Source organism: Borreliella americana (assembly GCF_021043605.1).
Taxonomy (GTDB): domain Bacteria; phylum Spirochaetota; class Spirochaetia; order Borreliales; family Borreliaceae; genus Borreliella; species Borreliella americana.
The window spans coordinates 1-14,519 of sequence record NZ_JAJNFB010000007.1 but is presented as its reverse complement, the minus strand read 5'-3'; the positions used below and the strand labels follow the sequence as shown (position 1 = coordinate 14,519).

The window sequence follows — 14,519 nt, the reverse complement described above, 5'->3', positions numbered from 1 at the left end:
AAATAATATGCAAAAAAAGACATTTTATAATACTGAAAAATATCTTAAAAGCCATTTAATGTTATTTCCTATTTTTGCTTATACAAAAAACTTTTTAGATGCTATTATCGTATCTATTTGGATTTCAATATGTATAATACTTCCTGCCTTAATAATCAATCAAATAGAACTAAAAAAGCATAAAAGCCATATATTAGGGATATATCTATTAATAATAGGAATTTTTACCAGTCTAACCTACTTATTCATGCTCTATTTAACACCAACTTTATACAAAGAATTTAAATTTTCAATACCCATTTTAATAGCCATAATAATATCATTTCATAAAAACGAGCCTTTTAAAATGCTAAAAAACCCGTCAATGATAATTAAATATTCTAAAATTCCAATTTTAATTTTTATTGCACTAAGTTCAACAGCCTCACTTATTAGGGAAATATTAAACACTGGCAATTTAAAACTTTTTAACAACGAAATACCCATAATAAAGGAGCTTATAAATACAAAAATGTCAGCCCACAGCTCAAACATTTTTATTTTAGCGTCCTTAATTTTACTATTAATCAATATTTTAACAAGCATTAAAGAAGAAAAAATTATTAAAAGTGTTAAAGAGGGAAAAAATGAATAAAAGTGTTAAAAACAAGATTAAAGACGAAATTAATGTTATAGTCAATAATTTAGCATTATCAAATAACATAAAGCTAGATAAAATTAATATAAATATTCAAAAACCTCCAAAAAGCGATCTAGGAGATATTTCCATATTAATGTTTGAAATTAGCAAAACCTTAAAACTTCCTATTGAAACCATCTCTGAAGAAATAATAAAAAATCTTAAAGCTAAATATGAAATTAAAGCTGTGGGACCTTACTTAAACATCAAAATTTCTAGAAAAAAATATATTAATAATACAATACAAATGGTAAATGCCCAAAAAGATGCCTATGGAACAAGCAAATATCTAGACAATAAAAAAATAATATTAGAATTTTCATCACCAAATACAAACAAGCCACTACATGTGGGACATCTTAGAAATGACGTAATAGGAGAAAGTCTGTCAAGAATATTAAAGGCTGTAGGTGCAAAAATCACAAAAATCAACTTAATAAATGACCGTGGAGTTCACATCTGCAAATCAATGCTTGCATACAAAAAATTTGGAAATGACATTACCCCCGAAAAAGCTTTTAAAAAAGGAGATCATTTAATTGGCGATTTTTATGTTAAATACAACAAATACTCACAAGAAAATGAAAATGCCGAAAAAGAAATTCAAGATCTACTTTTACAATGGGAACAAAAAGATGCAAGTACAATTGAACTTTGGAAAAAGTTAAATAAATGGGCAATTGAAGGAATAAAAGAAACATACGAAATTACAAACACCTCATTTGATAAAATTTACCTTGAAAGTGAAATTTTTGAAATTGGGAAAAATGTCGTATTAGAAGGGCTTGAAAAAGGATTTTGCTACAAGCGAGAAGATGGTGCAATATGCATTGACTTACCCTCAGGCTCAGATGAAAAAGAAGATCCTAACGTAAAACAAAAAGTACTCATAAGATCAAACGGAACATCTATTTATCTTACCCAAGATTTAGGAAATATAGCAGTAAGAACAAAAGAATTTAATTTTGAAGAAATGATTTATGTAGTTGGAAGCGAACAAATTCAGCACTTCAAAAGTTTATTTTTTGTAGCAGAAAAATTAGGACTTTCCAAAAACAAGAAACTTATTCATTTGTCGCACGGAATGGTTAATCTTATTGATGGAAAAATGAAATCAAGAGAAGGCAATGTAATTGATGCGGATAACTTAATCTCAGATCTAATAGAATCAATAATACCTGAAATTACACAAAAAATTGAGGACAAAGAGAGTGCCAAAAAAAATGCTTTAAACATTGCATTAGGAGCAATTCACTATTATCTACTAAAATCAGCTATACATAAAGATATTGTATTTAATAAAAAAGAAAGCCTATCTTTTACAGGAAATTCTGGACCATATATCCAATATGTTGGAGCAAGAATTAATAGCATTCTTGACAAATATAACGTACTTTCTATTCCTGTAATAGAAAAAATTAATTTTGACCTTTTAAAACATGAAAAAGAATGGGAAATTATTAAAATTATATCGGAATTAGAAGAAAATATAATCAAGGCAGCAAAAGATTTAAACCCCTCAATACTTACCAACTATTCATACTCACTTGCAAAGCATTTTAGCACATACTATCAAGAAGTTAAAGTAATAGATATAAACAATATTGATTTAACAATCACAAGAATCGAATTTTTAAAAGCCATATTACAAACAATAAAAAATTGTATGTATCTGCTTAATATCCCTTATATGTTAAAAATGTAGACAAGAAAATTTTGCAAAATTTTCTTGTCTAATATCCGTTTAAATCTAAGTCACTTTTGCTAAAAATTAATTTTATTTTATCTTCATATTTTTTGGATATATAATATCTTTTTAACTTAAGAGTATTAGTAAGCTCTTCCCCAATCGAAAAAGAATCTTGAAGTAAAACAAAGCCTACTATTTTTTCAAAACTTTTAAAACCTAATTTAGTATTAATAGTGTCTGAAATATGCTTAGAATAAAGCTTATTAACATCCTCATTGGCCAGCAAATCACTTCTGGAAGAAAAAGACACCCCACTAGAATTTGCCCATTTTTCAAGATTATCAAAATTAGGCACAATAACAGCACCCAAAAATTTTTGATCCTGGCCAACAATCATAATATTTTCAATAAACAAAGATTTGCCTAAAACTCTCTCAAGAGGCTCAGGCTCAATATTTTCCCCCCCCCTCAGAACAATTGTATCCTTGCTTCTACCAACAATTGAAATTTCATTATTAATTGTTAATCTAACCAAGTCCCCAGTGTTAAACCAACCATCTTCTGTTAAAACTTTACTGGTCTTAGCTTTATCCTTAAAGTAGCCGCTCATTATTTGTGGCGACCTGATCCAAAGCTCACCTTTTTCTCCATAGGGCAAAACTTTTCCATCAATTCCAACTACTTTGCATTCAACATCTGGCAAAATGGGCCCTACAGTTCTTGCTACAGGGCTTTTAAGATGCCTAACGCTCAAGATAGGACCCGTTTCAGTAAGACCATAACCTTCAAGAACTTTAATTCCTACAGCCTTAAAAAAATAATCAACGTAATCAACCAATGCCCCACCACCAGAAACTCCAAATTCAAAATTTTGTCCAAGGGCATTTTTTATTTTTTTAAACACTAAAATATCACCCAATAATTTAATAGGAAAAATTAAAACAACCCCCACAAATAAAAATAATTTTGAAAAAAGCAAAATAAACAAATTGGATTTTTTATAAATAGGAGAAAGTCCTAAAAATCTCTCCTTAAGCTTTGCATAAATAATTCCAATTTTTAAAAACCCCCCAAACACAAGCTTCTTAATAAAAGATTCTGACACCTTTTTAATAATACCTATTCTTATACCTTCCCAAATTCTAGGTACAGAAATAATCATTTGAGGATTTAAAAGTAAAAAGTCTTTTAACAAAACAGGACCTATGGGCTTTGAATATGCAATTGCTATGCCCTTTAAAGCAACTATATATTCACAAGCCCGCTCAAAAGAATGCCAAAGAGGAAGAATAGAAAGCATCATCTTGCCGGGTTTAAGTGTTGGAAGATAATCATAAAGTCTATCTAATTGAAAAATAAAAGATTCATGCCTCAACATTACTCCCTTTGGCATGCCTGTTGTACCAGAAGTATATATTATGGTTGCAATGTCTTTTGAAGAACCTTTTTCAATCTCCATATCAAATGCTTTTGGATTAGCTCTTAAATACTCAGTTCCAAGTTCCAGTAATTTTTTATAAGAAAATACAGTAATATTTTCTACTTTTTCTTCATAAGATTTATCATCATCAATAACAACAATACATCTTACAAATTTAAGATCATGTTTTTTAGATAAAACCTTGTGAAGTTGCTTATTGTTTTCAACAAAAATAAAAGTAGATTCAGAATGGCTAATAATATAAGTTAATTCATCCTCAGAAGAATCATTTCCTCTAGGAACATCAACACAGCCTAACCCCAAAGTAGCAACGTCGATTATTATCCATTCTCTTCTAGAATCAGAAATAATTACAACTTTTTCTCCCCTTTTAATACCACAATGCAAAAGCCCAGAAGCTACTCTTTTTGTTTCATTCCAAAAATCCGCATATATTTGCTTCTTAAAACTTTTTGATTCCCCTTCCTTATATATAAAAATATCAAGCTCACTATAAAGAGCCGCCGCATCTTTAAAGCGCTTAGGCACAGTATCACTCATAAATCCCCCTCAAAACAATTTAAAATTAATTTAAAAAAAGCAACAAACTGCTAACAATAATATTATAAAAACTATGTATAAAAATCACATAATATACATTTTTATACCTTAAATAAGTAAAAGCAAAAAATATCCCCAATATAAATGTAACCAAAAATCCTAAAATTCCATAATATAAATGCCCATAAGCAAAAAAAATGCTACTAAGAATGGCGGTAACGACAACAGGAAATCCCATTTGTGTAAACTTAGCAATAACAAAAGCCCTATAAAAAAGTTCTTCAAAAGCTCCTGTAAAAAAAGAGGTAAAAGTCATTAAAAAAAATGCTTTTTTGCTGCTAATTTTCCAATTAAATCCAGCATTGTTTTGGAAATAATAGACAAGTACCGATTCTGGCAACAGATATTCAAGCAAAAAAGCTATTAAAAAAATGAATATCATTGCAAGTAATATTGTTTTAATAAAAATTACAACAGAATCCCAAATAAAAATAAATTTAAATTTAGGAATAAAAAACTCTACTCTAAAATCATCATAAGAACTAGTAAGTTTAAAAAAATAAATTATAAAAATAATTAAAAAAGATCTTGAAATCCAAAAATAAAAATGATTTTTATCAATATTCCAAAATTCTGAATCAACATTTACAAAAGGAGATGCCAAATAAATAATTGCGTAGACCAAAAAAATATCAAGCAAAGCCCGCTTGAATGAATATTTATTTTTTAACAATTGCATAAAGTATTGTAATTAAATAATTATTAATTGTCAACGAATGATTATTGATTGATTAATCAAAACGAATTAAAATTCAAAATATAATTATTTCTAAATAAAAATAAGAATATTATAAATGATTTTAATATTTGTCCTTATTTCACTTAATTTGGTGATTCAATATTATTTAAAATTCAATTTAATTTATTTTAACACAATACTGGCATTATTTTTTATACTTAAAAATAACAAACACTTAGCACTTAGTTTTATTTTTTGCACAACATTGCTATTAAGCTTTCAGGCTAGATTAAATTGTAAAACATTTAAAAAAAATATTTACCAAATAACAAACATTAAAAATTTTAAAAAAGATTCAAAAACTATTATAGAAGTAATTGACAATCAATCAAATATATACAAATTCGGCTTCAAAAATATTGAAAATATTTACAAAATAGGAGATATTATTAACATTGAAAATCAAAAAATAAACTTTATTAAAAGGCCCTTTCTTGCCAAGCTTAGAGAAAAATATATAAACACGTTAAACAATTTTTTTGCTGCATTAAATCTTAGTTATTCTCATTTTTCAAAAGCAATAATTTTGAATATCAAATCAGAAATAACAAAATATGAAAAAACATTATTTCAAAATGCAGGGATTGCCCATATTTTAGTAGTATCTGGCCTGCATTTTTATCTAATAAGTTTAATAAGTTATTATTTGATTTTAATAATCACAAATGAAAAATTAAAATACTTAATATTAAGCATAATTTTATTAAATTATCTAATATTAACTGGATTTGCACCTTCAACACTAAGAGCATTTTTAATGACAGAATCTCTTATAATATACAAAATAATTTACGGCAAAATTAATCTAATAAGCTGCACATCTATTAGTTTTATAATAAATGCTCTTGTACTCCCCGAAACGCTAAATTCAATAGGTTTTCAGCTCTCCTATCTTGCAACAATAGGGATATCAGTATCAGTTCATCTAAAAAACAGATATGATCTTAATATACTAACATCATCAATGCTTACAACATTTTTTATTCAAATATTCACTTCGCCAGTAATTTATGTTAATAATTTTGATCTAACGCCAATCTCAGTATTATCAAATTTAATAACTATTCCATTAATATCAATTTTCTTAGCAATAACAATATTAAGCTTAATAACTTACTTTTCAAGCTTAAATTTATTTTTTCCTCTTGACCTTATAAATGCCTACATATTTCAAACAATAAAAATTACAGCGGTATTTTTTAGCAAATTCTTCATTGTCAAGCACCATCAAATACCTATATTTTTAATATTAAGTATTCTTCTTGTAACCTACATTATTTATAATAACGAAACTAAAAAAAATAAAATAATTTTAAAATAGCTGCCATTATAAAGAATAATATGATACTATCTCTTTTATCTATGAATATCAACTATAATAGCATAGCTAGCATAAAACAAACATTAAAAGAAAAAAAAATTGCTCCAAGAAAATTGTGGGGACAAAACTATTTAATCAACAAAAGCATAAGGCAAAAAATAATAGAAAGCTTAAATATAAAAGAAAATGAAAAAATCTGGGAAATTGGCCCAGGCCTTGGCGCAATGACTGAGATTTTATTAAAAAAAACCAATCTTTTAACCGCATTTGAAATTGATTTAAAATATTCAGAAATATTAAATGAAAAATTTGGAAAATTAAAAAACTTTAAATTGATAAAAGGGGATTTTTTAAAAAAATACAAAAACGAAAATCAAAACATTGATAAAATATTTTCAAATTTGCCATACAATATTGCATCAAAAGTAATATCTAAATTAATTGAAGAAAATTTTTTAAAAGAAATGGTATTCACAGTACAAAAAGAATTAGCTGACAGAATAACTGCAAAAATAAATAGCAAAAACTATTCTTCATTTACAGTCCTAGTACAATCACACTTCAAGGTAATTAAAATATTAGATATAGGGGAAAACAATTTTTATCCTGCACCCAAAGTTAAATCTACAACACTAAAATTAATTCCTAAAAAAAACAACATAAAAGACTTCAAAGAATTTAACAAATTAGTTAGAACTGTATTTTCAAGCAGAAGGAAGAAATTAAAAAACACTATTATTAATTTCATTGCCAATAAAGCTATTCTGAGAGAAAATTTTCTAAATAAATATTTAAACAAAAGACCTGAAAACATTTCTGTTGAGGAATTTATACAAATTTCCAACACTTTAACTGCTTATCATTAAAGCACTTGCAAATACAATTTCATCAACAGAGCAACCCCTTGAAAGATCGCTAATGGGCTTGGAAAAACCTTGCAAAAAGGGACCGTAGGCCTTAGCAAAAGCAAGTCTCTCTACTAATTTATAACCAATATTGCCTGCATCTAAATTGGGAAATATTAAAACATTGGCAGAACCGGCTACTAAAGATTCTCTACATTTTTTTTCTGCAACATCTTTTATTATGGCCGAATCAAGTTGAAGCTCGCCATCAATAAGTAAATCACTCTCTTTATTCTTAACAATATCTAAAGCATTCTTTACTTTTTCAGCTTCTTTGACACAAGAAGACCCTTTTGTTGAAAAACTTAACAGAGCAACCTTGGGCTTTGCATTTAAAATATCTTTAAAAGATTTAGCACTTTGCAATGCAATTTCTGCAAGCTCTAAAGAATTGGGATTAACTACTACAGAACAATCTGCAAAAAATAAGATTCCATTATGCCCAAAACAAAAATCAACATTACGAGCAGTGCATAAAGTATCCATAATCATAAAAGATGATATAATTTTAACACCTTCCAACTTGGGAATTATTCTTAAAGCATTAGACAAAACTTTAGCAGAAGTTGAGATAGCCCCACAAACACAAGACTTAGCATAACCAAATCTTACCATAAGCATAGCAAAAGTAATTTCATCTAAAACTTGAGTCTTTAAACTTTGCTTCGTAACTCCTTTTAATTTTTGCAAACTCCAATATTCATCCAAATACATTTCAATATCTGGGAAAAAATTGGGATCAATAACTTCTATTCTTTCTAAAATATCATTACAATTGGAAAATTTTTTTAAAGAATTAATAACAGGATCTTTTTTCCCTATCAAAATAATTGAATCTGCAAGATTCTTTTGCAAAACAACAATAGCTGCCTTTAAAACCCTAGGGTCACTACTTTCGGGAAAAACTATATTGGCTCTAAGCTTATTCTCTTTTACAAATATCCTTGCCTTATTAAAAACATAGTCTTTTAAACAAAACACCTTATAAAAAGAATACAACACAATTGATAATGCATAAAAAAAAACATTTTAAAATAAAAAATCTTTTTTCATACATGATTTCCAATTATAAAAATTAAATATTTCTCAAAGTTTTCTTAAAATTTCTTGTACAACTTTAGCTGAATTGAAAGCAGCTATTTTAGAAAATTTACTATATTCAACCTCATTCCCTTCTTTATTTACAATGTCAGATATTGACCTAATAACTATAAAGGGTATATTAAACATATGAGAAACATGCCCTATTGCTGCACCTTCCATCTCAACAGCTATTACATCTTTAAAGTTTCCTATAATTTTGTTAATATAAGTTGGATCAATAAACTGATCTCCTGAAACTATTAATCCTGAATATGCATTAGAACCTCCAACCTTTGATTTAACGGCCTCTATAGCATTCTTAATTAAATTTTTATTGGCAATAAATTTTTGAGGCAATCCTTTAAGCTGTCCTACCTTGTATCCAAATTTAGTCAAATCAACATCATGATATGCAACCTCTGAAGACACCACCACATCTCCCACTTTAATATCTTTGTATTTAGCACTAACAACACCACCAGCAACACCAGAATTAATGACATGACTTATATTGTATTTTGACAAAATGTAGCTAGTCCACACGCCCGCATTAACCTTACCAACCCCACAAATAATAACCATAACATTGCGATTAGACAACTTCCCCTTTAAAATCTTTTTATTAAGACCATACTCCTTGAGAACTATTTCTTCCTTATTAGACATAAGCTTGTTTATCTGCTCAAACTCAGAGTCTATAGCAGTTACTATTAAAACATTGACATTTTTAGAAAAAGCAACATAACCGTTTGAAAAAAGTAATAAAAAAATAAAAAATTTTATGAAACAATTATTCATAAACTCACACTCCTTATAGTAAAAGAATACTTATATCATTTTTTACAAAAAAAATCAAAACTTAATTACTTTTAAAAGAATTTTTGTAAAAGAAATTGAAAAAAAATATCCTATCCATATTACAATATTAATAGCAAAAAAGGGGAAACTAAATGAAAAAAATGAATCTAATTACAGCTGCTCTACCCTATGTTAATAACATACCTCATCTTGGAAATTTAGTTCAAGTACTATCAGCTGATGCTTTTGCAAGATATTCGAAAATGTCAGGAATTGAAACTCTTTATATCTGCGGAACAGATGAATATGGAACAGCCACAGAAACTAAAGCCTTAATTGAAAATACTACCCCTTTAGAACTTTGCAATAAATATTATGAAATACATAAATCAATTTACAAATGGTTTAATATTGAATTTGACATCTTTGGTCGCACAACCAACAAGCACCATCAAGACATTGTACAAAAATTTTTCCTACAATTAGAAAAAAACGGATATATAAAAGAGCGAGAAACTGAACAGTTTTTTTGCAATAAAGATTCAATGTTCTTAGCTGATAGATATGTAATAGGAGAATGCCCAGAATGCCAAAGCATGGCTAAAGGAGATCAGTGCGACAACTGTTCTAAGCTTCTAAATCCAACAGACCTAATAAATCCAAAATGCATAATTTGTAAAAATAAACCTATTTTAAAAAAAACCAATCATCTTTATTTAGATCTTCCCAAAATAAAAACAAAACTTGAAAAATGGATAAAAAATCCAGATACTAACAAGAATTGGAATACCAATGCTCTTAAAATGACAAAAGCTTTTTTAAGAGATGGCCTTAAAGAAAGAGCAATTACAAGAGACCTTAAATGGGGAATTCCCGTACCTAAAAAGGGTTATGAAAATAAAGTATTTTATGTGTGGTTTGATGCTCTAATAGGATACATTTCAATTACCAAAAACATTGTCAAAAATTGGAAATCTTGGTGGAAAAACAATGATCAAGTAAACCTTGTACAATTTATTGGAAAAGACAATATATTATTTCATACAATTATATTCCCTTGCATAGAAATTGGAAGCGAAGAAAATTGGACAGTATTAAATCAACTTTCATCAAGCGAATACTTAAATTATGAAAATCTCAAATTTTCAAAATCAGAAGGAACAGGAATTTTTGGAAACGATGCTATTACCACAGGAATCCCCTCTGACATTTGGAGATTTTATATTTATTATAACAGACCTGAAAAATCTGATTTTCAATTCATGTGGCAAGATCTCATGGAAAGAGTAAATACAGAGCTTATTGATAATTTTTCAAACCTTGTAAACAGAGTATTAACATTTCAAAGAAAATTCTTTGGAGATGTAATAGAAAAAATAGAAATTCAAAATAAATTTTGGAAACAAATAACACCGAAATATAGTAAAATATTAAATCTTTTCAAAAAGACAGAGCTAAAGTCTGCACTCAAAGAAATACTTAAAATTTCATCCCTTGGAAACAAAATATTTCAAGATAACGAACCATGGAAAAGAAAAGACAGCTCTCCACAAGAAACAAAAGCACTAATCTCAAACCTAATATACCTAATAAGAGATTTATCTATTTTAATGATGCCATTTATTCCTGAAACAAGCAAAAAGATACAAAAATTCTTTGGCAACAGTTATAAATTTTCAACCAAAATTCTTGGAACTAAATCGGGAATTAAAAAAATTGAATTTACAGAAATATTATTTAATAAATTAGAGCAAAAAAAAATCAACAATTTAAAGCTAAAATATTCAGGAGAGAAAAACATGAAAGAAAACGAACAAGCAGAAATCTTGCCTATAGAAAAAGAGCAACCAGAAAACTTGTTCAGAGAAAAAGTGCTCTTAAGAGTTGTAAAAATAAATAAAATAGAAAGAAACCCCGAAGCTAAAAACTTATTCATATTAAAACTGGATGACAAAACTGGAAAGGATAAACAAATAGTAAGCAGCCTTGAAGGGTATTATACAGAAGAAGATCTTTTAGAAAAACATATAATAATAGTAGATAATTTAAAGCCCGCAAAGTTTAGGGGAATAAAATCTGAAGGAATGCTAATAGCTGCTGAGGACAAAAATAAAAATTTTAAAGTCATAATTGTAGAAGATTCAATACAAAATCCTATTGCTGGAGAGAGAGTAATCCTTGAAAGTGATCAGAATAAAGATCTTGCCTGCCCGCCTAGAATTGACATAAATAAATTTTTAAAAGCAAATATAGTAGCAGAAAACGGGGAACTTAAAATAAATGGAATAAATTTAATATTAGAAAATTCTAAGAAAAAAATTTTGTCTAAAGATATTACAAACGGAACAATTTGTTAAGAGCTATTAATGACCATTAAAAAAATAAAAACAAAAGAAATGGAAGAAAATTATCTTCAAAGCGAACTGTGGGCATTAATAAAAACAACAAAAAACAACAATTGGAAAGCCATGGCATTTGAGAGTGATGTCCTTGGTAAAATTGTTGTAATGCAAAGAAGGCTGTTTAAAAATTTTTACTTAGCATATATTCCACATCCAGAGTTCTCAAACAAAACTCTTAACAACATTAATATTGACAAAATCAGCAAAAGTATTAAAGAATTTAGCATAAAAATAAAGCCCTACTTACATAAAAATACAATCTTTTTAAGATTTGATTTAATGTATTACTATCAAAGAAAACTGAATGACAAATACTTTCCAATAAAAATTAAAATCAAATACCTAAAAAAATCATTTGATGACATACAGCCTTCAAACACAACAATATTAAACTTAAATAATTCTCTTGAGAATATTTTGCTTAACATGAAAAAAAAAACAAGATACAACATAAAGCTCAGCACAAAAAAAAATCTAAACATAGTAATAGATGATAAATTTAAACATTTAAATGAATTTTATACACTTTATAAAGAAACTAGCAAAAGAGATAAATTTGCTATTCACTCAGAAGAATATATACAAAACCTCGTTCAAATATTCAAACAAGATAAAAATGCCCAAATAAAATTGATAATTGCATTTTACAACAACATAATTATTTCTGGAATAATAGTGGGAATTTACAAAGAAAAAGCCATCTATCTTTATGGGGCTTCAAGCAAAGAACATAAAAATTTAATGCCCAATTACGCAGTACAATTTAAAGCAATACAAATTTTAAAAAAATCAGGAATAAAAGAATATGATTTATTAGGAATTCCCCCAATTGCAAATAAAAAACATCCTTTATATGGTCTTTTTGGTTTTAAAACAGGATTTGGAGGAAATATTATTCACAGAATTGGATGCTATGATTTTACTTACAAAAATTTTATTTATAAAATTTATGCAAATCTTGAAAAACTTAGATACTTTTATTACAAAGTATTAAGAAAAAAAATTTAACCAAGCATATTAACTAAATTTTTAAATTGTAAGCCTCTATCAAACTCATTATTAAAAAGCTCAAAAGAAGCACTAGCAGGAGAAAATAATACAATGTCACCTGAATTTGAAATTTCAAGAGAATAATTTACTGCGTCTTTTAAAGAATCAAATACAAAATATTGTATGCTACTTTTTTCTAAAATCTTAATAATTTTTACAGTTGCACTACCTTTTATTAAGATCCAAGTTTTCACAATATTTATTATCTTGCTAAAACTTGAAAAATCAAGTTCTTTATCGGTTCCCCCAACAATTAAGTTAATATGGTTATCTTTTGTTTTTAAACTTTTAACAGATAAAACCGTAGATTCAGGAATAGTTGAAGCTGTATCATTATAAAACATTACATTTTGAACTAATCTAACAAACTCTAATCTATGCTCAATGCCTTTAAAATTATTTAAAATCTGAGACGTATGATTAAGGTCTATATTTAAATAATACGAAACAAAAAAAGCAATAAATTTGGGAATCATAAAAACAACTTGTGAATCAGAAAAACTTCCAATCAGGTTGTCATTAAAATATACCTTACCTTTATTACAATAAAAAATATCTTGATCAAAATCACAAGAATTGGATTCGGAAAACAAAATAACTTTGGCTTTTGTTTTAAATTTTGAAAAATATTTGTAATAAGCCTTGTCCTGAATAATCACAATTCCTGAAGTTTGATTTACAAAAATTTTTGACTTATCGATAATATAGTCATCAAAATTTATATAATAATTTTGGTGATCGTTATAAACATTTGTAATAATGCTAAGAATAGGATTAAAATTATCTAAAGATTGTAATTGCCAAGAAGAAAGCTCTAAAATCACGGGAAATCTTCCGTCAAGTTGATCAAAAAAACTCAAAGGAGACACGCCAATATTTCCTCCAAGCTTTGCTCTTGGATATTTTTTTTTCAAAACCTGATACAAAAGAGATACAAGAGTAGATTTACCTTTGGTGCCTGTTACTGCAATTATAGGATTCTTATTGAAAATCAAAAATAAGCTAATATCAGTTTCAACTCGTTTTGCAAGCTTTAAATATTTATTATTGGGTTTCACACTGGGATTTTTCACAACAATATCAGCACTTTTAAAATCGTTTATATCGTGTCTGCCTAAAACATACCTAATTTGATTATCAAAATCTTTTAAAGAATCAATGCTTAAAGCTAATTCTGCCTCACTTTTAAGATCAGTAATTACTAACTTTGCCCCATGCTTTAATAAAAATCTAGAAAGAGCTACTCCTCCCCCATTAATACCTAAACCCATGACTAAAAATTTTAAATCTTTAATTTCGTCTAAACGCACAATAAGATTATATCAAACCTACCAGCCTGTTTTAATAGATTTAATCCACCTTTCACTATAAAAATAAGGAAGTGAAATAGCAAGTTTGATTGCATCCTCAAGAGCTGGAATAAAAACAACAATTTCAAAAGGCAAATTTGTATAATTTGCTAAAACAAAAGCAATAGGAATAGTATAAATAAAAGTTACAGAGCCTTCCATAATAGCACCAAAACTTGGAGATGCTCCTGCACGAAAAAATCCAAAAAGATATTGAAAAGCAAGAGCCATAAAAAAGGCAGAAACAGAAGAATACCTTAAAATAATTCCTATAAGGTGCGAATATTTTAATGTATAAAAAATATACGGAGCAAAAAATGAAAACACAAACAATACAAAAGATGTTAAAAAAGCAAGTTTTAAGCCAATTCTACCTAAATAAATTGCAACTTTCATAACTTCTTTTTTACTATTATGCATTTCATAGCCCATCATAATATTCAAAGAAATACAAAAGGAATT

At 27.4% G+C, this 14,519-nt stretch carries 11 protein-coding genes and 1 pseudogene; 6 read left to right on the top strand and 6 right to left on the bottom strand.

Features of this window, described 5'->3' with window-relative positions; genetic code table 11:
* Positions 1–7: 7 nt before the first annotated feature.
* Both LRB30_RS02905 and argS read left to right on the top strand, forming a co-directional pair.
* Positions 8–634 (top strand): hypothetical protein, encoded by a 627-nt coding sequence (locus tag LRB30_RS02905; RefSeq protein WP_231013691.1) that lies wholly within the window; start codon positions 8–10, stop codon positions 632–634.
* Positions 627–2,384, top strand: coding sequence for an arginine--tRNA ligase (gene argS, locus LRB30_RS02900; RefSeq protein WP_231019058.1), 1,758 nt, complete (start codon positions 627–629; stop codon positions 2,382–2,384). The genes LRB30_RS02905 and argS overlap by 8 nt, the downstream gene beginning before the upstream one ends.
* 28 nt (positions 2,385–2,412) lie before the next feature.
* On the opposite strand, the gene LRB30_RS02895 is transcribed toward argS, so the two are convergent.
* Positions 2,413–4,350: an AMP-binding protein gene (locus LRB30_RS02895; RefSeq protein WP_231019052.1), complete on the bottom strand. Its 1,938-nt coding sequence runs from the start codon at positions 4,348–4,350 to the stop codon at positions 2,413–2,415.
* A gap of 25 nt (positions 4,351–4,375) precedes the next feature.
* Entirely contained in the window at positions 4,376–5,089 is a 714-nt protein-coding gene (locus LRB30_RS02890; RefSeq protein ID WP_231019040.1) for a CPBP family intramembrane glutamic endopeptidase, read from the bottom strand.
* A gap of 115 nt (positions 5,090–5,204) precedes the next feature.
* On the opposite strand from LRB30_RS02890, the gene LRB30_RS02885 reads away from it, so the two are divergent.
* Complete coding sequence (locus tag LRB30_RS02885) at positions 5,205–6,470, top strand: ComEC/Rec2 family competence protein (protein WP_231019038.1); 1,266 nt, start codon at positions 5,205–5,207, stop codon at positions 6,468–6,470.
* A 20-nt stretch (positions 6,471–6,490) separates the two neighbouring features.
* Positions 6,491–7,336: a 16S rRNA (adenine(1518)-N(6)/adenine(1519)-N(6))-dimethyltransferase RsmA gene (gene rsmA / locus LRB30_RS02880; RefSeq protein ID WP_231019029.1), complete on the top strand. Its 846-nt coding sequence runs from the start codon at positions 6,491–6,493 to the stop codon at positions 7,334–7,336.
* Here the strand turns inward: rsmA and pta are convergent.
* Together pta and LRB30_RS02870 are read right to left on the bottom strand one after the other, a co-directional pair.
* Entirely contained in the window at positions 7,319–8,374 is a 1,056-nt protein-coding gene (pta, locus tag LRB30_RS02875) for a phosphate acetyltransferase (RefSeq protein WP_231014539.1), read from the bottom strand. The genes rsmA and pta overlap by 18 nt on opposite strands.
* An 87-nt stretch (positions 8,375–8,461) precedes the next feature.
* Positions 8,462–9,256 (bottom strand): 5'-methylthioadenosine/adenosylhomocysteine nucleosidase, encoded by a 795-nt coding sequence (locus tag LRB30_RS02870; protein WP_231014536.1) that lies wholly within the window; start codon positions 9,254–9,256, stop codon positions 8,462–8,464.
* Between the two features lie 152 nt (positions 9,257–9,408).
* Here LRB30_RS02870 and metG point away from each other — a divergent pair, with 152 nt between their 5' ends.
* Entirely contained in the window at positions 9,409–11,613 is a 2,205-nt protein-coding gene (metG, locus tag LRB30_RS02865) for a methionine--tRNA ligase (RefSeq protein WP_231014535.1), read from the top strand.
* A gap of 9 nt (positions 11,614–11,622) precedes the next feature.
* Positions 11,623–12,666, top strand: coding sequence for a lipid II:glycine glycyltransferase FemX (locus LRB30_RS02860; protein ID WP_231014534.1), 1,044 nt, complete (start codon positions 11,623–11,625; stop codon positions 12,664–12,666).
* Here the strand turns inward: LRB30_RS02860 and murD are convergent.
* Together murD and LRB30_RS02850 are read right to left on the bottom strand one after the other, a co-directional pair.
* Entirely contained in the window at positions 12,663–14,018 is a 1,356-nt protein-coding gene (murD, locus tag LRB30_RS02855; RefSeq protein WP_231014533.1) for a UDP-N-acetylmuramoyl-L-alanine--D-glutamate ligase, read from the bottom strand. The two genes, LRB30_RS02860 and murD, sit on opposite strands and share 4 nt — an antisense overlap.
* A gap of 18 nt (positions 14,019–14,036) precedes the next feature.
* Positions 14,037–14,519 (bottom strand): annotated as a pseudogene (locus LRB30_RS02850) (MATE family efflux transporter); the annotation flags it as partial.

Coding starts and splice junctions, on each gene's coding strand:
- LRB30_RS02905 (WP_231013691.1), top strand. CDS start 8: ATGCAAAAAAAGACATTTTATAATACTGAAAAATATCTTAAAAGCCAT.
- argS (WP_231019058.1), top strand. CDS start 627: ATGAATAAAAGTGTTAAAAACAAGATTAAAGACGAAATTAATGTTATA.
- LRB30_RS02895 (WP_231019052.1), bottom strand. CDS start 4,350: ATGAGTGATACTGTGCCTAAGCGCTTTAAAGATGCGGCGGCTCTTTAT.
- LRB30_RS02890 (WP_231019040.1), bottom strand. CDS start 5,089: ATGCAATTGTTAAAAAATAAATATTCATTCAAGCGGGCTTTGCTTGAT.
- LRB30_RS02885 (WP_231019038.1), top strand. CDS start 5,205: ATGATTTTAATATTTGTCCTTATTTCACTTAATTTGGTGATTCAATAT.
- rsmA (WP_231019029.1), top strand. CDS start 6,491: ATGATACTATCTCTTTTATCTATGAATATCAACTATAATAGCATAGCT.
- LRB30_RS02870 (WP_231014536.1), bottom strand. CDS start 9,256: ATGAATAATTGTTTCATAAAATTTTTTATTTTTTTATTACTTTTTTCA.
- metG (WP_231014535.1), top strand. CDS start 9,409: ATGAAAAAAATGAATCTAATTACAGCTGCTCTACCCTATGTTAATAAC.
- LRB30_RS02860 (WP_231014534.1), top strand. CDS start 11,623: ATGACCATTAAAAAAATAAAAACAAAAGAAATGGAAGAAAATTATCTT.